Genomic DNA, 17,717 nt, shown 5'->3' on the forward strand with positions numbered 1-17,717 from the left:
GCTGTTTGTAGCGGGGCTGTTTGTAGCGGGCCTGCCGCATGGATATGTCCTCCCGATGCCCGGGGCTCGATGTCCCCACGCTGGATGTCCCTACGCCGGATGTCTCAACGATAGGGCGCATCGAGCTCCAGCCGCCGTGCCAGGACGCTTTCCCAGCGGTCGCCGTTGGCGAGCAGCTTGTCCTTGTTGTACATGAGTTCCTCCCGCGTCTCGGTCGCGAACTCGTAATTCGGTCCCTCGACGATCGCATCGACCGGGCATGCTTCCTCGCACAGGCCGCAATAGATGCACTTCGTCATGTCGATGTCGTAGCGCGTGGTGCGCCGCGACCCGTCATCGCGGGGTTCGGATTCGATGGTGATCGCTTCCGCCGGGCACGTCGCCTCGCACAATTTGCAGGCGATGCAGCGTTCCTCGCCGTTCGGGTAGCGGCGCAGGGCGTGCTCGCCACGAAAGCGGGGCGAGAGCGGTCCCTTTTCATAGGGATAGTTGATCGTCACCTTGGGCTTGAACATGGCCTTGAACGTGGCCCCCATTCCGGCCACGAGCTCGGCCAGAAGGAAGGAACGGACCGTCCGGTCGAAATGTCCCATCAGCTTGCTCCTCCCTGGGGCAGAAGCCCGGTCGCCAGCAGGAAGCCCGCCGTCAGCACCATCCACACCAGCGAGAACGGAAGGAACACCTTCCATCCCAGCCGCATCAGCTGGTCGTAGCGGTAGCGCGGGAATGTCGCGCGCACCCAGATGAAGACGAACAGGCAGAACAGGATCTTCGCGATCAGCCACAGCGGCCCCGGGATCCAGGTGAAGGGCGCGATCCCCACCGGCGGCAGCCAGCCGCCCAGGAACAGGATGCTGACCATCCCCGACATCAGGAACATGTTGGCGTATTCGCCCAGGAAGAAGAGACCGAAGGCCAGCGCCGAATATTCGACGAAGAAGCCGGCCACCAGTTCACTCTCGCCCTCGGGCAGGTCGAACGGCGCGCGGTTGGTTTCCGCCAGCGCCGAGATGAAGAAGACGATGAACATCGGGAACATCGGCAGGCAGAACCAGACATGGCGCTGCGCGAGGACGATGTCGTTCAGGTTCAGGCTGCCGACCGCCAGCAGGACCGAGACGATGACCAGGCCGATCGAGACCTCGTAGGACACCATCTGCGCCGCCGAGCGCAGGCCGCCCAGGAAGGCGTATTTGGAGTTGGACGCCCAGCCCGCGATCAGGATGCCGTAGACCCCCAGCGAGGAAATCGCGAGCAGGTAGAGTATCCCGACATTGATGTTCGCTATCGCCCAGCCGTTATTGGTGGGAATGACCGCCCAGGCGACCATGGCCAGCGAGAAGGTCAGGAACGGTGCGAACAGGAACAGGAACCGGTTGGCCCCGGACGGGATCACCGTTTCCTTGGTGATCATCTTGATCGCGTCGGCAAAGGCCTGCAGCACGCCGAACGGGCCGTTCACGTTCGGCCCCTTGCGGAGCTGCATCGCCGCCATGACCTTGCGTTCCCCGAGGGTCAGGTAGGCGACCCCCAGCAGCAGCGGCACCAGCACGGCCAGGGCCTCGAGGACCGTCAGGATCACCTGACCGATCAGGGTGTGCAGAAAGAAATGCGCCACGTCGCCTTACTCCGCCGCCAGGGCCCGGGGGGGGACATAGATCCGCGAACATTCGCCCATCGTCGGACTGGCCCGGCAGATCGGATTCGTCTGGTAATAATCGTCGAAGACCGGGCGGAACGGCGCCGACGATACCGCGCGCGGATCGCCGGCCGGCCCGGTCAGGCCCGAGACGTCCACCGCGTCCCGCCCCCCGATCACCCGGAAGACCGGGTTGACGGCAGCCAGGTGCTCGCGCAGGGCTTCCAGCGTGTCGTAGGGCAGCGTCTTGCCCACGACCTCGGAAAAGGCGCGGAGAATACGCCAGTCCTCGCGCGCGTCGCCCGGCGGCATGACCGCGCGGAACGACCGCTGGACCCGGCCCTCGGTATTGACATAGGTGCCGGATTTCTCGGCGTAGGTCGCGCCGGGCAGGATCACATCCGCCCGGGCCGCGGCCGCGTCACCGTGATGGCCCTGATAGATGACGAAGGTCTCGGGCCCGATCTGGGCGGTGTGGAATTCGTCCGCGCCCAGCAGCCACAGCACTTCCACGCCGCCGCTCATCATCCCCGCGACGCTGCGGCCGCCCTGCCCGGGCACCAGGCCCAGATCGAGGCCGGCCACGCGGCTGGCCGCGTTGTGCAGCACGTTGAACCCGTTCCAGCCGGCGCCGATCGCGCCCACCGCCTGCCCCAGCGCCCAGCTTGCCGCCAGGATCGCCTGCGCGTCCTCGCGCACCAGGGCGCCGTGGCCGACGATGATCATCGGCCGCTTCGCGGCCTTCAGCGTATCGGCGAAGGGGTGCGTGCCGTCCAGGAGGGCGGTCAGCACGTCCGGCCCATCCCCGAGGACCTGGGCCGCATAGGTCGGGTCGGCCGTGGGGGCGCCGATCAGGCCGATCGGGAACCCGCCCCGCCCCGCCGCGACGAAGCGCTTGCGGATGCGCGCGTTCAGGACCGGTGCTTCCTGCCGGGGAACGGAGCCCACGATCAGCAGCGCGTCGGCGTCCTCGATCCCGGCGATGGAACTGCCGAAAGTATAGTAGGCGCGGCTGGACAGGTCGTACTGCGCGCCGTCCTGCCGGCAGTCGATGTTGCGCGAGCCCAGCGCCGTCATCAGGTCCTTCAGCGCCAGCATGCTTTCGGCGTCGCACAGGTCACCGGCGATGGCGCCGATCCTGTCACCCGCCACGCCGTCCAGCCGGCGGCCGATGGCGACGAAGGCCTCCTGCCACGAGACGGAGTGCAGCTTGCCGTGCACGCGGACCCAGGGGCGATCCAGGCGGCGGTGCTTCAGCCCGTCGACCGAGAAGCGCCCCTTGTCCGCCAGCCATTCCTCGTTCACCTCGTCGTTCACGCGGGGCACGGCGCGCAGGACGGCGCTGCCGCGCGCATGCAGGCTGATATTGGTGCCGACGGCGTCACAGACGTCGATCGAATCCGTGCGCTTGAGTTCCCACGGCCGTGCGACGAAGGCGTAGGGCTTCGATGTCAGCGCGCCCACGGGGCAGATGTCGATCAGGTTGCCCGACAGTTCCGATGTCAGGGCCTTTTCGACGTAGTTGGTGATTTCCATGTTCTCGCCGCGCGAGACGGCGCCCAGTTCGGGCACGCCCGCGATTTCGGTGGCGAAGCGCACGCAACGCGTGCACTGGATGCACCGCGTCATCACCGTCTTGACCAGCGGGCCGAGATATTTGTCCTTCACCGCCCGCTTGGCTTCCTGGTAGCGCGAATGGTCCGCGCCGTAGCCGAACGCCTGGTCCTGGAGGTCGCACTCGCCGCCCTGATCGCAGATCGGGCAGTCCAGCGGATGGTTGATCAGCAGGAATTCCATGACCGCGCGCCGCGCCTTGCGCACGATTTCCGTGTCGGTCAGGATTTCCATCCCTTCCGACACCGGAAAGCCGCAGGACGCGACGGGCTTCGGCGCGCGCACCACCTGTACCAGGCACATGCGGCAATTGCCCGCGACGGACAGCCGTTCATGAAAACAGAAGCGCGGAATTTCCTTGCCCGCGGCCTCGCACGCCTGCAACGCGCTGGACCCGCCGGGAACTTCGACCGGAATCCCGTCGACGGTAACCTTCACCATCGCCCTTACTCCGCCGCCACGGGGATACCCGGGGGCACCTGCGTGATCTGACCGCCGCCGTGGGTGGCCTTGTAGGCCCGGATCCGCTCCTCCATCACCGGGCGGAAATGCCGGATCAGGCCCTGGATCGGCCATGCCGCCGCATCGCCGAGGGCACAGATCGTGTGCCCTTCGACCTGGCGCGTCACCTGTTCGAGCATGTCGATTTCCTCGATTTCGGCCCGGCCTTCGACCATGCGGTGCATGACCCGCATCATCCAGCCCGTGCCTTCGCGGCAGGGCGTGCACTGGCCGCAGCTTTCATGCTTGTAGAATTGCGAGAAGCGGGCGATGGCGCGGATGACGTCGGTGGATTTGTCCATGACGATCATGCATGCCGTGCCCAGGCCCGACCGTTCGGCCCGCAGGCTGTCGTAATCCATCAGCACGGTCTCGCAGACCGAGGCCGGCAGCAGCGGGACCGAAGAGCCGCCCGGGATCACCGCCAGCAGGTTGTCCCAGCCGCCGCGCACGCCACCGCCATGCTTTTCGATGATGTCCTTCAGCGGAACGCCGAGTTCTTCCTCGAACACGCAGGGCGTGTTCACGTGGCCCGATATGGCCATCAGCTTGGTGCCCGCGTTGTTCGGGCGTCCCAGCGACGAGAACCACGTAGCCCCGCGCCGCAGGATGGTCGCGGCGACGGCAATGCTTTCCACGTTGTTCACCGTGGTCGGGCAGCCATACAGGCCCATTGCCGCCGGGAAAGGCGGCTTCATCCGGGGCTGGCCCTTCTTGCCTTCCAGGCTTTCCAGCAGCGCGGTTTCCTCGCCGCAGATATAGGCGCCGGCGCCGCGATGAATGTAGAAATCGAAATCCCAGCCCGAGCCGGCGGCGTTCTGGCCGATCAGGCCGGCGGCATAGGCCTCGTCGATCGCGATCTGCAGATGCCGGGCTTCGTTGAAGAATTCGCCGCGAATGTAGATGTAGGCGACATGCGCCCCCATGGCGAACGAGGCGATCAGCGCGCTCTCGATCAGCTTGTGCGGGTCATGGCGCAGGATCTCGCGATCCTTGCAGGTGCCGGGTTCGGATTCGTCGCCGTTGATCACCAGGTAATGAGGACGGCCGTCCGAATTCTTGGGCATGAACGACCATTTCACGCCGGTGGGGAAGCCCGCGCCGCCCCGGCCGCGCAGGCCGGACGCCTTCATCTCGTTGATGATCGCATCGCGCCCGCGGGCGATGATCTCGGCCGTGCCGTCCCAGTCGCCGCGCGCCCGGGCGCCGGCCAGACGCCAGTCCTGCTGACCATACAGGTTGGTGAAGATCCGGTCCTTGTCCTGAAGCATTGCCGTCTCTCCCGCTCAACCCTGGTCCGACCGGCTGTCCGCCGGACTGTCCGTCAGCGTCTTGCGCCCCCCCGCGGGGGCGGCACCCATTCTATCGATGGTCGGGCCCGGCTTCGGGCGATCGCCGCGCCGCAGCGCCTCGATCAGTTCGATCGTGCGCGGTCCGTCCAGATCCTCGTAGAAATCGTCATCCACCTGCAGGATCGGCGCGTTGGAACATCCCCCCAGGCATTCGACCTCGGTCAGGGTGAACAGTCCGTCGGCGCTGGACTGGCCGAAGGCGGAGATGCCGGTGGCCTTCTTGCAGGCCGCGACCACGTCGTCCGAACCGCGCAGCCAGCACGAGGTGGTGGTGCAGACCTGCAGGTGATAGCGGCCGATCGGCTTGGTGTTGAACATCAGGTAGAAGGTCGCAACCTCGTAGACGCGGATCGGCGCGACCTCCAGCCGGCGGGCGATCTCGTCCATCGCCACCCGGGGCACCCAGGCGCTGCCGGTGACGCGGCCCATCTGCTTCTGCGCGACATAGAGCAGCGGCAGCGTGCCGCTGGCTTTGCGCTCGGGCGGGTACTTGACCAGGATCGTGGCGATCTCGGCCTCGCTCTCGGCATCGAAGGCGAAGGAGGAAGGCTGCTCGATCTGGTCAATGGGGGAGTGAGCGGACATCTCTTTCACCTGTCAATCTCGCCGAACACCAGGTCCAGCGACCCGATGATCGCCACCGCGTCGGCCAGCATGTGGCGGCGCGACATCTCGTCGATGGCCTGCAGATGGGCGAAGCCGGTCGGCCGGATCTTGCACCGGTAGGGCCGGTTGCTGCCATCCGCGACCAGATAGACCCCGAATTCGCCCTTGGGGCTTTCGACCGCCGTATAGGTTGCCCCCGGCGGGACGTGGTACCCTTCCGTGAACAGCTTGAAATGATGGATCAGGGCTTCCATCGACCGCTTCATCTCGCGCCGGGGCGGCGGCGTGATCTTGTGGTCCTGGATCTTGATCGGGCCGGGCTTCATCTGGGCCAGGCACTGTTCGACGATCCGCACGCTCTCGCGCATTTCCGCGACGCGGATCAGGTAGCGGTCGTAGCAATCGCCCTGGCGCGCGACGGGGATGTTGAACTCGACCTTGTCGTAATTGTCATAAGGCTGGGCGCGGCGCAGGTCCCACGGCACGCCCGAGGCGCGCAGGCACGGACCGCTGAAGCCCCAGGCCAGCGCCTGCTCGGTCGTGAAGATGCCGATCCCGACCGTGCGCTGCTTCCAGATCCGGTTGTTGGTCAGAAGCGATTCCAGATCGTCGATCCAGGCCGGGAACTGGCGCGCCCATTCGGCGATCCGATCCTCCAGCCCCGCCGGAAGGTCACGCGAGACCCCGCCGGGACGGAAGTAATTGGCATGGAACCGGGCGCCCGACGCGGCCTCGTAGAACTCGATCAGCTTTTCGCGTTCCTCGTAGCCCCACAGCGCCGGGGTCACCGCGCCGCAATCGAGCCCGAGCGCCGTCAGGTTCAGGATATGGTTCAGGATCCGGGTGATTTCCGCGAACATCACGCGAATCCATTTCGCGCGATCGGGAATGTCGATCCCCAGCAGCTTTTCGGTCGCCAGCGCGAAAGCCTGCTCCTCGCACATCGGCGAGACGTAATCGAGCCGGTCGAAATACGGCAGGGCCTTGGGATAGGTCTTGTATTCGATCAGCTTTTCGGTGCCGCGATGCAGCAGGCCGATATGCGGAATGGCGCGGGCGACGACCTCGCCCTCCATTTCCAGGACCAGGCGCAGCACACCATGGGCGGACGGATGCTGCGGGCCGAAATTCAGGGCGTGGGAATCGATTTCCACCGTGTGGGTCGCGGCCGCCGCGGCCTCGCCACCGGGCAGCAGGGATTCCGGAATATCCTCATGAAGGACAATGTCGCTCATCGTCCGCCTCCCCTCACCTTGCGCATGCATGTCCCGGTCATCGCGGCAGCTTCAGCCCCTGGCGGGTTTCATGCGCCTTCTCGTCGCCCGGCAGGGTCAGGATACCTTCCCAGGGCGATTCGAAATCGAAATTGCGGAAATCCTGCGTCAGTTTGACCGGCTCGTAGACCACCTCGCGCCGGTCTTCGTCGTACCGCACCTCGACATAGCCGGTCAGCGGGAAATCCTTGCGCAGCGGATGCCCTTCGAAACCGTAATCGGTCAGGATACGGCGCAGGTCCGGCTGGCCCGAGAACAGGACCCCGAACAGGTCGTAGCATTCGCGTTCCCACCACGTCGCCGCGGGCCACAGATGATGGACGGACGGCACCGGATTCGTCTCGTCGGTCGTGACGATGACCCGAATCCGATGGTTCAGCGTCACCGACAGCAGGTTGTAGACGACGTCGAAACGCTCGGTCCGCGCCGGATAATCCACCCCGCACAGATCCATGAGCTGCTCGCACGCATAGCGTGGATCGTCGCGCAGCATGCCCATCAGCGCGATCAGGTTGTCGCGTCCGGTGCGCACGACCAGCTCGCCCCCTTCGATCGCCGCGGACTGGATGCCCGGCACCGAGGTGGAGAGTGCGAACGCCAGGGACCCCAGGGCCCCGAATGCCCGGGTCGTCCGGGCCATCAGATCCGTTCCGGTGTCAGCCACGGAGAATCGTCCCTGTCCTGCGAATTTTCTTCTGCAGTTGAAAGATGCCGTAGATCAGGGCCTCGGCCGTCGGCGGGCAGCCGGGGACGTAGACGTCCACCGGCACGATCCGGTCGCAGCCGCGCACCACGGAATAGGAATAATGGTAGTATCCCCCGCCATTGGCGCAGGAGCCCATCGAGATGACCCAGCGGGGCTCGGCCATCTGGTCATAGACCCGGCGCAGGGCCGGCGCCATCTTGTTGGTCAGGGTGCCCGCCACGATCATCACGTCCGACTGGCGCGGCGACCCGCGGGGGATGATGCCCATCCGGTCCAGGTCGTAGCGCGGCATGTAGGCGTGGATCATTTCAACGGCGCAGCAGGCCAGACCGAAGGACATCGGCCACAGGCTGCCGGTTCGGCCCCAGTTCACCAGCTTGTCCAGGCTGGCGACGACGAAGCCCTTCTCGGTGATTTCGCCGGTGATGCCCTTGATGACGGCATCCTGCTCCGGCCCCGGAGGCAGCATCTCCCTGTTCCAGGCGATGGCGTCCTGGCCCTCGCCCGTCGCGTTCGCGGCACTCATGCCCGTGTCTCCTTGCCGTACATCAATCCCAGTCCAGCGCGCCCTTGCACCATTCGTAAATGAACCCGACCGTCAGGATGCCCAGGAAACCCATCATCGACAGGAAACCGAACAGGCCGATCCGCGACAGGCTGACCGCCCAGGGAAAGAGAAAGGCGACCTCGAGATCGAAGATGATGAACAGGATCGCCACGAGGTAGAATCGCACATCGAAGCGATGCCGCGCGTCATCGAACGCATCGAACCCGCATTCGTAGGCCGATACCTTTTCGGCATACGGCTTCTGATGGCCGAACAGAAGGCAGCTTCCCAGCATGGCGCCGGCGATGACGACGGCCAGCACGCCGAAGATGAGGACCGGAAAGTAATCCGCGAGGACGGACTGCATGTTGCTTCCCCTGACTGGTGGCACGCCGTTCCGACGTCATGACGAAAACAGGGCTTCGACATGGCCGACAGGTTAGACCCAACATCCGGATGCGACCAGTGTGCGATGCACCATGGAATGGTGAACATTCCCGTGATGATGAAAAAACGCGCGTATCCGCGCGTTTACCACGATTTACTTGCGTGGCAATCAAATTCCGCATCAGATTTTTTCATGAATATTGGAGCGGGCAAGAAATGATCCGTTGGGCGCCGGTCGGCATCTTCAACGATGCGACCCTGGCGCGAGTGACGGGGCTCGAACCCGCGACCTCCGGCGTGACAGGCCGGCGCTCTAACCAACTGAGCTACACCCGCGAAGGCGTGAGCCGGTGTTTAGCCATCCCCCCGGGACGCGTCAACCGACGAGCAGGATTTTTGTTCGAACTATCCGAGGTATGGGACCCCGGCATGGTGGGCGATGACGGGATCGAACCGCCGACCCTCTCGGTGTAAACGAGACGCTCTACCGCTGAGCTAATCGCCCCAAAGACGGAAAAAAATAAAAGGGGCCACGGCACGACGCGCGGCCGGCCAGGCCCCTGCCAAAGTCAGCGCGTGATCAGCTCACGGCCTCCTTCAGGTTCTTGCCCGGCTTGAAACGAACCGAGGTGGACGCCGGAATGTCGATTTCCTCGCCCGTACGGGGGTTGCGACCCTTGGCTGCCTTGCGCGTCGCCGTCACGAACGTGCCGAAACCCACCAGACGCACTTCCTGCTTCTTCGACAGGGCCTTCTCGATAGCGCTGAACACGGCATCGACCACTTCTCCGGCCTTTGCCTTCGGCAGATCAGCGTCGTCGGCCACGGCGGCGACGAGTTCCTGCTTGTTGAGTGGCTTCTCCATTTTACGCCTTTCTTTCACTGCGCGCGCGCCAGGACCGATATGATTGCCTACGCCGCATTGGGCCGCACTATGCAGCCGTTTTTCGCGGCGTCAACCGACCAGCCCGCCCGGTCCGGCGGAAAACCCGGCCAAATCGGAGGGCTGGTGCGTTTTTGACACATTCAATGCGGCAGGGACGAGGCAGCTATTCCCGCGGCGGGGGCCGAAGCGGCGACGGGCTCGGGCGCTTCGCTCCACTCGATGGGTTCGGGGCGCGTCACCAGGGCCTGGCCGATCACGTCGTCGACATGGGCGACCGGCAGAATCCGCAGGCCCTTCTTCACCGTGTCGGGAATGTCGACCAGGTCCTTCTCGTTGTCCTTGGGGATGAAGACCGTCTTGATGCCGGCCCGATGGGCGGCCAGCAGCTTTTCCTTCAGCCCGCCGATGGCCAGCACCCGGCCACGCAGGGTGATTTCACCCGTCATCGCCACGTCACGCCGCACCGGAATACCGGTCAGCACGCTGACCAGCGACGTCGCCATGGCGATGCCCGCCGACGGACCGTCCTTGGGAGTCGCCCCTTCGGGCACGTGGACATGCAGGTCGCGCTTTTCGAACAGGGTCGGCTTGATGCCGAACGTCACCGCGCGGCTGCGGACATAGGACAGGGCCGCCGCCACGCTTTCCTGCATCACGTCACCGAGCTTGCCCGTCTGCTTGACCGCGCCCTTGCCCGGCACCATCACGCTCTCGATGGTCAGGATCTCGCCCCCGACCTCGGTCCAGGCCAGGCCGGTCACGACGCCGACCATGTCCTCGGCCTCGGTCTCGCCATAGCGGAACCGCTTCACGCCCGCGTATTTTTCCAGGTTCTTGCGCGTGATGGAGACCTTCTTGGCCTTGCCCGTCACGATCTCGCGCACCGCCTTGCGGGCCAGGGTCGCGATTTCGCGTTCCAGGTTGCGGACCCCGGCCTCACGCGTGTAGCTGCGCACCAGTTCGCGCAGGGCGTCGTCGCTGACCGACCATTCGTCGGCACGCAGGCTGTGGGCCTCGCCCTGCTTGTTCAGCAGGTGCCGCTTCGCGATTTCGACCTTCTCGTCCTCGGTGTAGCCGGACAGGCGGATGACCTCCATGCGGTCCAGCAGCGGCTGGGGCATGTTCAGGCTGTTGGCCGTGGTCACGAACATGACGTCGGACAGGTCGTAATCGACCTCCAGGTAATGGTCGGCGAAGGTGGAATTCTGTTCGGGGTCCAGGACCTCGAGCAGCGCCGAGGACGGATCGCCGCGCCAGTCGGCGCCCAGCTTGTCGATTTCATCCAGCAGGAAGAGCGGATTGGACGACTTGGCCTTCTTCATCCCCTGGATGATCTTGCCGGGCATCGAACCGATATAGGTCCGGCGATGCCCCCGGATCTCGGCCTCGTCCCGCACGCCGCCCAGCGACATGCGCACGTAATGCCGCCCCGTCGCCTTGGCGATCGACCGCGCCAGCGAGGTCTTGCCCACGCCCGGCGGCCCGACCAGGCAGAGAATCGGTCCCTTGATCTTCTTGGCACGGCTCTGGACCGCCAGATATTCCAGAATCCGCTCCTTGACCTTCTCCAGCCCGTAATGGTCGGTATCCAGCACCTTCTCGGCACCGTCCAGGTCACGACGGACCTTGGACGGCTTCTTCCAGGGGATGCTGAGGATCCAGTCGAGATAGTTGCGCACCACCGTCGATTCGGCCGACATCGGGCTCATGGTCCGCAGCTTCTTCAGCTCGGCCAGCGCCTTGTCGCGCGCTTCCTTCGGCAGGCGGGTCTTGGCGATGCGCTCTTCCAGCTCGGCGGTCTCGTCCTTGCCTTCCTCGCCCTCGCCCAGTTCCTTCTGGATCGCCTTGAGCTGCTCGTTCAGGTAGTACTCGCGCTGCGTCTTCTCCATCTGCCGCTTGACGCGGTTGCGGATTCGCTTTTCCACCTGCAGGACGCCGATTTCGGCTTCCATATGCGCGAAGACGCGTTCCAGCCGGGCGTTGACGCCCGGGATCTCCAGGATTTCCTGCTTCTCGGCGATCTTCAGGTTCAGGTGGCTGGCGATCGTATCCGCGAGCTTCGACAGATCCTCGATCTGGTTCAGCGACACCAGGACCTCGGGCGCGATCTTCTTGTTCAGCTTGATATATTGCTCGAACTGCGACACGACCGTGCGGCCCAGCGCCTCGCCTTCGCTGCCGCTGGCCGGGTCCTCGGCCACGGGTGCGATCTCGGCCTCGAAATGGCCGTCGATGTCGTGCAGCGCGGTGATGTGGGCGCGGCGGCTGCCCTCGACCAGCACCTTGACCGTGCCGTCAGGCAGCTTCAGCAGTTGCAGGATCGTCGAGACCGTGCCGTAGCGATAGATGTCGTCGGCCGCCGGATCGTCCTGCGACGCGTTCTTCTGCGCGACCAGCAGGATCTGCTTGTCATGCTTGGTCACGGCCTCCAGGGCGCGAACCGATTTCTCGCGGCCGACGAACAGCGGAACGATCATGTGCGGGAACACGACGATGTCGCGCAACGGCAGCACCGCCATCATCCCGGGGTCGGAGTCGGACACCGCCTGCGCGTCATCGGTGGTTTCGGGCGCGTGGACGGAGGTTTCCGCCTCGGCCGCAACGGACTGGTCGCGGTTTAGCCGTTTGGAATCGGACCGATTGGAATCGGGCATATCGTGTGACCTCCTGAAGGACGATCCCGGGCGGGCATCCAGACGCGGCCTGCACCACCCGGCGTGTCGCTGACGCGATCACCTGAGAGATATGTCGTCATTCGGGACCGCCACGGCAAGACCCCCGAATGACGGGGAAGGAACAGGCGAACCGGACCAGGCGGGCAGAGCCCGGTTCGCCGTGTGGAACGGGATGACCTTGCCGGGGCACCCCTGGAAAGCGGAAATCAGGCCGATTGTTCGGCCGGCTTCTCCTTGCCGTAGACATAGACGGGGCTGGTCTTGCTTTCAGCCACGTCCTTGTTGATCACGACCTCGTCCACGTTCTCCAGCCCCGGCAGGTCGAACATCGTGGACAGCAGGATGCTTTCCATGATCGCGCGCAGGCCGCGCGCGCCGGTCCGGCGCGCGATCGCGCGCAGCGCCACCTGCTTCAGCGCATCGTCGGTGAAGGTCAGCTTCACGCCTTCCATCTGGAACAGGCGCGCGTACTGCTTCACCAGCGCGTTCTTGGGCTTGGTCAGGATCTCGATCAGCGCGGCCTCATCGAGGTCCTCGAGCGTCGCGACCACCGGCAGGCGGCCGATGAATTCCGGGATCAGGCCGAATTTCAGCAGGTCCTCGGGTTCGACGTCGCGCAGGATCGCGCCGGTGCGCCGTTCGTCGGGGGACTGCACGTCCGCGCCGAATCCGATGCCCGAGCCCTTGCCCCGCGCGCTGATGATCTTGTCCAGCCCCGCGAACGCGCCGCCGCAGATGAACAGCATGTTGGTGGTGTCCACCTGCAGGAATTCCTGCTGCGGATGCTTGCGGCCGCCCTGGGGCGGAACCGAGGCCACCGTGCCCTCCATGATCTTCAGCAGGGCCTGCTGCACGCCCTCGCCGCTGACGTCGCGGGTGATCGAGGGGTTGTCGGACTTGCGTGAGATCTTGTCGATTTCGTCGATATAGACGATGCCGCGCTGCGCGCGCTCGACATTGTAGTCGGCCGCCTGCAGCAGCTTGAGGATGATGTTCTCCACATCCTCGCCGACATAGCCGGCCTCGGTCAGCGTCGTCGCGTCGGCCATGGTGAAGGGCACATCGAGGATACGCGCCAGCGTCTGGGCCAGCAGCGTCTTGCCCGAACCGGTCGGCCCGACCAGCAGGATGTTCGACTTCGCGATTTCGACGTCGTTGTTCTTCTGGCTGTGGGCCAGGCGCTTGTAATGGTTGTGGACCGCGACCGACAGCACCTTCTTGGCGTAGAACTGCCCGATCACGTAATCGTCCAGGACCTTGCAGATCTCCTTGGGAGTCGGCACGCCGTCGCGCGACTTCACCAGGTGCGTCTTGTGCTCCTCACGGATGATGTCCATGCAGAGTTCGACGCATTCGTCGCAGATGAAGACAGTCGGACCAGCGATCAGCTTCCGGACCTCATGCTGCGACTTGCCGCAGAACGAGCAATACAGTGTGTTCTTCGAATCGCTGGATTTGTTGTTCATAACCGCTCCTACCCCCGGGATGCCGGGCCGCGTGGCGCCCGGACCGGGGTCGAAAATCCTGACTCACGACAGGGTTTCATCAACCCTGCCCAAGCCCGCGGGCGCCGCCAAGCTAAAAAAGCGTGCCCGCCCCCGCCCCTCAGCTCTTGGCCGATGCCGGAGCCGCGTGATTGCGTACCACTTCGTCCACGATGCCAAAGGCCTGGGCCTCTTCGGCCGACATGTAGCTGTCGCGTTCCAGCCTGCGCTCGATATCCTCGAGCGTCTGGCCGGTATGGGTCTCGTAGATCTCGTTCAGGCGCTGGCGGATCGTCAGGATCTCGCGCGCCTGGATTTCGATGTCGCTGGCCTGCCCCTGCGCGCCGCCCGAGGGCTGATGCACCATGACCCGTGCGTTCGGCAGGGCGAAGCGCCGCCCCTTCTCGCCGCCGGCCAGCAGCAGCGAGCCCATGGATGCCGCCTGGCCGATGCACACGGTGCTGACCGGGCTGCGAATGTACTGCATCGTGTCGTAGATCGCGAGTCCGGCCGACACGACGCCGCCCGGGCTGTTGATGTAGAACGAGATTTCCTTGGTCGGATTCACGCTCTCCAGATACAGGAGCTGCGCCGACACCACGGCGGCCACCTGATCGTAGACCGGCCCGGTCAGGAAGATGATCCGTTCCTGCAGCAGGCGGGAATAGATGTCGAAGGCCCGTTCCCCGCGCGAGGTCTGCTCGACCACCATGGGCACTAGGGCGCTGCTGAAAATCTCCACGGGATCCCGATCCCTCATAGTATCATTCCCGTTCCTGAAACGCGAAGACCCGACGCACCGCCTGGGAACGGCGCCATGGGCGCCGGTCGAAGCCGGTGGCCGGGTCGTTCCCCGGTTATTCTGGATAAGATAGAGATAAACCGTGCGGATACCACCCCGCCGCCATCATTTCATGGCGATAAATCCGGCGAAGGGCGGTCCTCCGCGCCCGGCGCGCGCTGCGCGCCGGGGCGTTCCATCCAGGACCCGCGCCGCTCAGAGGTCGGCGGGCGGGATCTCGGCCAGTTCCTCGGGGGTGACGTCCTTGTCCTCGACCGTCGCCAGCTCGATCACATAGTCGACAACCTTGTTCTCGAAGATCGGGCCACGGAGGCTCTCGGCGGCCTGCGGGTTCTTGCGGAAGAACTCGAACACCTGCTGTTCCTGGCCGGGATAGCGCATGGCCTCGGCCCGGATGGCCTGCAGCATCTCGTCCTGCGAGACGGTGATGGCGTTGGCGCGGCCGATCTCGGCCAGCAGCAGGCCCAGCTTCACCCGCCGTTCCGCGATCTTGCGGTAGTCGGCGCGCAGGGTGTCCTCGTCCTTTTCCTTGTCTTCCTCGTCCAGCTCGCCGGCCTTCCGGTCGGCTTCGACGCGCTGCCAGATCTGCGCGAACTCGGCCTCGACCATGCCCTGCGGGGCCTCGAAGTCGGTCTTCTCGGCCAGGGCGTCCAGCAGCTCGCGCTTGATGCGCAGGCGCGACAGCTGCTCGTATTCCTGCTCGACCTGCCTGGTGATCAGTTCGCGGACCTGTTCCAGCCCCTCGAATCCGATCTTCTTCGCCATCTCGTCGTCGATCTCGACATCGACCGGGCGCTTCAGCGCCTTGGCGGTGATGTCGAAGGTCGCTTCCTTGCCCGCCAGGTTCTCGGCCGAGTAATCCGCCGGGAAGGTCACGGTGATGACCTTCTCCTCACCCGGGGACATGCCTTCGATCTGCTCGGCGAATCCGGGGATGAAGCCCGCGCCGCCGAGTTCGACATTGACGTCCTGGGCGGTGCCGCCCTCGAACGCCACGCCATCGACCTTGCCGACGAAATCCACGACCACGACGTCGCCCTGCGCGGCCGGACGGACGTCCTCGATCGTCTCGAAATCGCGCTGGCGGCTGGCGATGTCCTTCAGCGCCTTGTCGATCGTCTCGGCGTCCGGGGTGGCCTTCAGGCGGGTCAGCGACAGGGTGGACAGGTCGGGCTGCGCGATGTCCGGCAGCAGTTCGACCTCGACCTTGAATTCCAGGTCGGCCTTGCCGCCCGGCTCGGCACCCGCCACCAGGTCGACGCGCGGCTGCATCGCCGGACGCAGGCCACGCTCGTCCATCAGCGCGCGCGTGGCGTCGCTGACCGCCTGTTCCAGCACCTCGCCCTGCACGGCGTCGCCGTAGCGCTGCTTGACGATGCTCAGGGGCACCTTGCCGGGACGGAAGCCCGGCAGGTTCATGGACTGCCCCAGTTCCTTCAGGCGGGCGGTCCGCTTGCTCTCCAGTTCGCCGGCGGGCACCGTGACGGTAAATCCGCGCTTCAGGCCGGCGGAAAGCGTTTCAGTAACCTGCATCTGCCAGGCCATCCTCTCGGTCAGAACTTCATAGAACGCACGGGGCCCTTCGGGCCGGCATCCGCGCGCGACTGGCCGGGCTGGTGCGGGCGGAGGGACTTGAACCCCCACGACTTGCGCCACCAGAACCTAAATCTGGCGTGTCTGCCAATTCCACCACGCCCGCAACGACGCCCGGTCTTCCAAGGGCGCGGCTTTAGCGCACGAGACCCGATCCGGCAAGCCGACAATGCCGATAGGCCGGGCGCCGCGCGCCCAGTTCCACCGCCCGCGCCCGCGCGGCGCCCAGATGCTGGTCGAACTGTTCGGCCAGCGGCCAGGGGCCGGCCCGCATCCCGGCTTCGCCATGCATCCACACCCCGGCGCAGGCGGCCGGCCACGGCTCCATCCCCGCCGCCAGCAATGCCGCGATCACCCCGGTCAACGTGTCGCCCGACCCGGCGGTGGCCAGCGCCGAGGACGCGTGGGCATTGATCGCGACCCGCCCGTCCGGCGCGGCGACCACGGTATCGGGGCCCTTCAGCACCACCACCGCGCCGGTTCGCGCGGCGGCGGCGCGCGCGGCCGCCGGCCTGTCGTCGCCGGGATGGCCGAACACGCGGGCGAATTCCCCGGCATGCGGGGTGATCACCGCCACCCCCCGCAGCCGGTCCGGCTGGTCCGCCGCCACGGCAAAGGCCCCGGCATCGGCCAGCACCGTGCGCCCCGCCCCGACCAGGATCGGCAATGTATGATCGACCTCGTCCACCGTCAGGCCGGGGCCGCAGACCCAGACCGCGCGGCGCCGGTCGGCCAGCAGGTCGGTCAGGTCGCCGCCATCGACCACCAGCCCGGGTTCGCCCAGCCGGTACAGATCCGCTGCCGCCCCCGCCGCCAGACGCACCAGCCCCGCGCCCGCCGCCCGGGCCCCGGCGGCGGACAGGCGGGCGGCGCCCGGCATCGTGGCGCCGCCGCAGATGCTGACGACGCCGCGCGCGTATTTGTGACTGTCCACCGCGTCGCCCGGCACCCGCCACAGCCCTGGCTCGTTCCGCCAGGTGCGGATGTCCACCGCGTCCCAGACCGTGTCGGGCATGCCGATATCCGCCACCACCAGCCGCCCCAGCCGCTCGCGCCCCGGCAGCAGCAGATGGCCCGGCTTGGCGCGCACGAACGTGACCGTCATTTCGGCGTGCGGGGCATAGCCCCGGACCGCGCCGGTGCCGCCGTCGATGCCGCTGGGCATGTCCACCGCGACCACGCGGCGGGCCGCCGCCAGCACCGATGCCAGGCCGGCATCGATATCGCGGCTGAGGCCGGCGCCGAACACCGCATCGACCACGAGGTCGGCCCGCGCGGCCTCTTCCGCCGTGAAGGGTACGCGGGGGCCGCGCCAGTCGGCGGCGGCGGCGGCCGCGTCCCCGCCCGGACGGGGCGGCGCCAGGGCGGCGACCGCGACCGGCCAGCCGGCCTGGACCAGCCGGCGGGCGGCGACATAGCCGTCGCCGCCGTTATTCCCCGGGCCGCATAGGACCAGCACCCGGCACGGCCTGACATGCCGCAGCACGGCCCGCGCCACGGCCCGGCCCGCGTTTTCCATCAGGTCGCGCACCGGCACGGTGCGGCTGGCGGCGCGGTCGATCAGCCCCATCTGCGTGGGATCGGGAAGAAGAAGCGACGTACAGGTACCATCCATCGCGCGATATCACTCCCGTTTGCTGCCGACTTGCGC

Annotated in this window: 15 protein-coding genes and 3 tRNA genes; all 18 read right to left on the reverse strand. The window is 66.1% G+C overall.

From position 1 onward, the window contains the following. Window positions 1-104: 104 nt before the first annotated feature. The 18 genes from nuoI to GDI_RS14430 all read right to left on the reverse strand — a co-directional run bounded on the left by nuoI (window position 105) and on the right by GDI_RS14430 (window position 17,681). Window positions 105-593, reverse strand: coding sequence for an NADH-quinone oxidoreductase subunit NuoI (gene nuoI, locus GDI_RS14345; protein WP_012227315.1), 489 nt, complete (start codon window positions 591-593; stop codon window positions 105-107). Beyond that, the gene (gene nuoH, locus GDI_RS14350; protein WP_012227317.1) at window positions 593-1,618 is read right to left on the reverse strand and encodes an NADH-quinone oxidoreductase subunit NuoH; all 1,026 of its coding nucleotides are present in this window, start codon (window positions 1,616-1,618) and stop codon (window positions 593-595) included. The genes nuoI and nuoH overlap by 1 nt, the downstream gene beginning before the upstream one ends. A 6-nt stretch (window positions 1,619-1,624) precedes the next feature. Next, a complete protein-coding gene (nuoG, locus tag GDI_RS14355) occupies window positions 1,625-3,694 on the reverse strand; it encodes an NADH-quinone oxidoreductase subunit NuoG (protein ID WP_012227319.1) in 2,070 nt (689 codons plus the stop codon). Between the two features lie 5 nt (window positions 3,695-3,699). Then, entirely contained in the window at window positions 3,700-5,025 is a 1,326-nt protein-coding gene (nuoF, locus tag GDI_RS14360; protein WP_012227321.1) for an NADH-quinone oxidoreductase subunit NuoF, read from the reverse strand. Window positions 5,026-5,040: 15 nt separating this feature from the next. Beyond that, complete coding sequence (locus GDI_RS14365) at window positions 5,041-5,691, reverse strand: complex I 24 kDa subunit family protein (protein ID WP_012554887.1); 651 nt, start codon at window positions 5,689-5,691, stop codon at window positions 5,041-5,043. Between the two features lie 5 nt (window positions 5,692-5,696). Next, entirely contained in the window at window positions 5,697-6,947 is a 1,251-nt protein-coding gene (locus tag GDI_RS14370) for an NADH-quinone oxidoreductase subunit D (protein ID WP_012554886.1), read from the reverse strand. A 37-nt stretch (window positions 6,948-6,984) separates the two neighbouring features. Further along, window positions 6,985-7,626, reverse strand: a complete 642-nt coding sequence (locus GDI_RS14375; RefSeq protein ID WP_012227327.1) for an NADH-quinone oxidoreductase subunit C — start codon at window positions 7,624-7,626, stop codon at window positions 6,985-6,987. A 16-nt stretch (window positions 7,627-7,642) separates the two neighbouring features. Continuing rightward, window positions 7,643-8,218, reverse strand: a complete 576-nt coding sequence (locus GDI_RS14380) for a NuoB/complex I 20 kDa subunit family protein (RefSeq protein ID WP_012227329.1) — start codon at window positions 8,216-8,218, stop codon at window positions 7,643-7,645. A 22-nt stretch (window positions 8,219-8,240) separates the two neighbouring features. Further along, window positions 8,241-8,606 (reverse strand): NADH-quinone oxidoreductase subunit A, encoded by a 366-nt coding sequence (locus tag GDI_RS14385; protein WP_012227331.1) that lies wholly within the window; start codon window positions 8,604-8,606, stop codon window positions 8,241-8,243. A gap of 279 nt (window positions 8,607-8,885) precedes the next feature. Next, window positions 8,886-8,962: transfer RNA gene (locus tag GDI_RS14390), tRNA-Asp, on the reverse strand. A 94-nt stretch (window positions 8,963-9,056) separates the two neighbouring features. Further along, window positions 9,057-9,131 (reverse strand) — tRNA-Val (locus GDI_RS14395). Window positions 9,132-9,206: 75 nt separating this feature from the next. After that, window positions 9,207-9,491, reverse strand: coding sequence for an HU family DNA-binding protein (locus GDI_RS14400; protein ID WP_012227333.1), 285 nt, complete (start codon window positions 9,489-9,491; stop codon window positions 9,207-9,209). A 161-nt stretch (window positions 9,492-9,652) separates the two neighbouring features. Beyond that, window positions 9,653-12,034: an endopeptidase La gene (gene lon, locus GDI_RS14405; protein WP_269446545.1), complete on the reverse strand. Its 2,382-nt coding sequence runs from the start codon at window positions 12,032-12,034 to the stop codon at window positions 9,653-9,655. Window positions 12,035-12,393: 359 nt separating this feature from the next. Beyond that, window positions 12,394-13,653 carry an ATP-dependent Clp protease ATP-binding subunit ClpX gene (gene clpX, locus GDI_RS14410; RefSeq protein ID WP_012227337.1) on the reverse strand — a complete coding sequence of 420 codons (1,260 nt, stop codon included), beginning with the start codon at window positions 13,651-13,653 and terminating at the stop codon, window positions 12,394-12,396. 139 nt (window positions 13,654-13,792) lie between these two features. Continuing rightward, window positions 13,793-14,431 (reverse strand): ATP-dependent Clp protease proteolytic subunit, encoded by a 639-nt coding sequence (locus GDI_RS14415; protein ID WP_012227339.1) that lies wholly within the window; start codon window positions 14,429-14,431, stop codon window positions 13,793-13,795. A gap of 237 nt (window positions 14,432-14,668) precedes the next feature. Then, complete coding sequence (gene tig / locus GDI_RS14420; RefSeq protein ID WP_012227354.1) at window positions 14,669-16,006, reverse strand: trigger factor; 1,338 nt, start codon at window positions 16,004-16,006, stop codon at window positions 14,669-14,671. Window positions 16,007-16,087: 81 nt separating this feature from the next. Continuing rightward, window positions 16,088-16,172, reverse strand: a tRNA-Leu gene (locus GDI_RS14425). Between the two features lie 30 nt (window positions 16,173-16,202). Next, entirely contained in the window at window positions 16,203-17,681 is a 1,479-nt protein-coding gene (locus GDI_RS14430; protein ID WP_012227356.1) for a bifunctional ADP-dependent NAD(P)H-hydrate dehydratase/NAD(P)H-hydrate epimerase, read from the reverse strand. Window positions 17,682-17,717: the final 36 nt, after the last annotated feature.

The sequence above is a fragment of the Gluconacetobacter diazotrophicus PA1 5 genome, from assembly GCF_000067045.1.
Taxonomy (GTDB): Bacteria; Pseudomonadota; Alphaproteobacteria; order Acetobacterales; family Acetobacteraceae; genus Gluconacetobacter; species Gluconacetobacter diazotrophicus.

Bases quoted from the DNA above. Each gene is read 5' to 3' on its own strand.
- nuoI (WP_012227315.1), bottom strand. From the start codon at position 593: ATGGGACATTTCGACCGGACGGTCCGTTCCTTCCTTCTGGCCGAGCTC.
- nuoG (WP_012227319.1), bottom strand. From the start codon at position 3,694: ATGGTGAAGGTTACCGTCGACGGGATTCCGGTCGAAGTTCCCGGCGGG.
- nuoF (WP_012227321.1), bottom strand. From the start codon at position 5,025: ATGCTTCAGGACAAGGACCGGATCTTCACCAACCTGTATGGTCAGCAG.
- GDI_RS14365 (WP_012554887.1), bottom strand. From the start codon at position 5,691: ATGTCCGCTCACTCCCCCATTGACCAGATCGAGCAGCCTTCCTCCTTC.
- GDI_RS14370 (WP_012554886.1), bottom strand. From the start codon at position 6,947: ATGAGCGACATTGTCCTTCATGAGGATATTCCGGAATCCCTGCTGCCC.
- GDI_RS14375 (WP_012227327.1), bottom strand. From the start codon at position 7,626: ATGGCCCGGACGACCCGGGCATTCGGGGCCCTGGGGTCCCTGGCGTTC.
- GDI_RS14380 (WP_012227329.1), bottom strand. From the start codon at position 8,218: ATGAGTGCCGCGAACGCGACGGGCGAGGGCCAGGACGCCATCGCCTGG.
- GDI_RS14385 (WP_012227331.1), bottom strand. From the start codon at position 8,606: ATGCAGTCCGTCCTCGCGGATTACTTTCCGGTCCTCATCTTCGGCGTG.
- GDI_RS14400 (WP_012227333.1), bottom strand. From the start codon at position 9,491: ATGGAGAAGCCACTCAACAAGCAGGAACTCGTCGCCGCCGTGGCCGAC.
- lon (WP_269446545.1), bottom strand. From the start codon at position 12,034: ATGATGGCGGTGCTGCCGTTGCGCGACATCGTCGTGTTCCCGCACATG.
- clpX (WP_012227337.1), bottom strand. From the start codon at position 13,653: ATGAACAACAAATCCAGCGATTCGAAGAACACACTGTATTGCTCGTTC.
- GDI_RS14415 (WP_012227339.1), bottom strand. From the start codon at position 14,431: ATGAGGGATCGGGATCCCGTGGAGATTTTCAGCAGCGCCCTAGTGCCC.
- tig (WP_012227354.1), bottom strand. From the start codon at position 16,006: ATGCAGGTTACTGAAACGCTTTCCGCCGGCCTGAAGCGCGGATTTACC.
- GDI_RS14430 (WP_012227356.1), bottom strand. From the start codon at position 17,681: ATGGATGGTACCTGTACGTCGCTTCTTCTTCCCGATCCCACGCAGATG.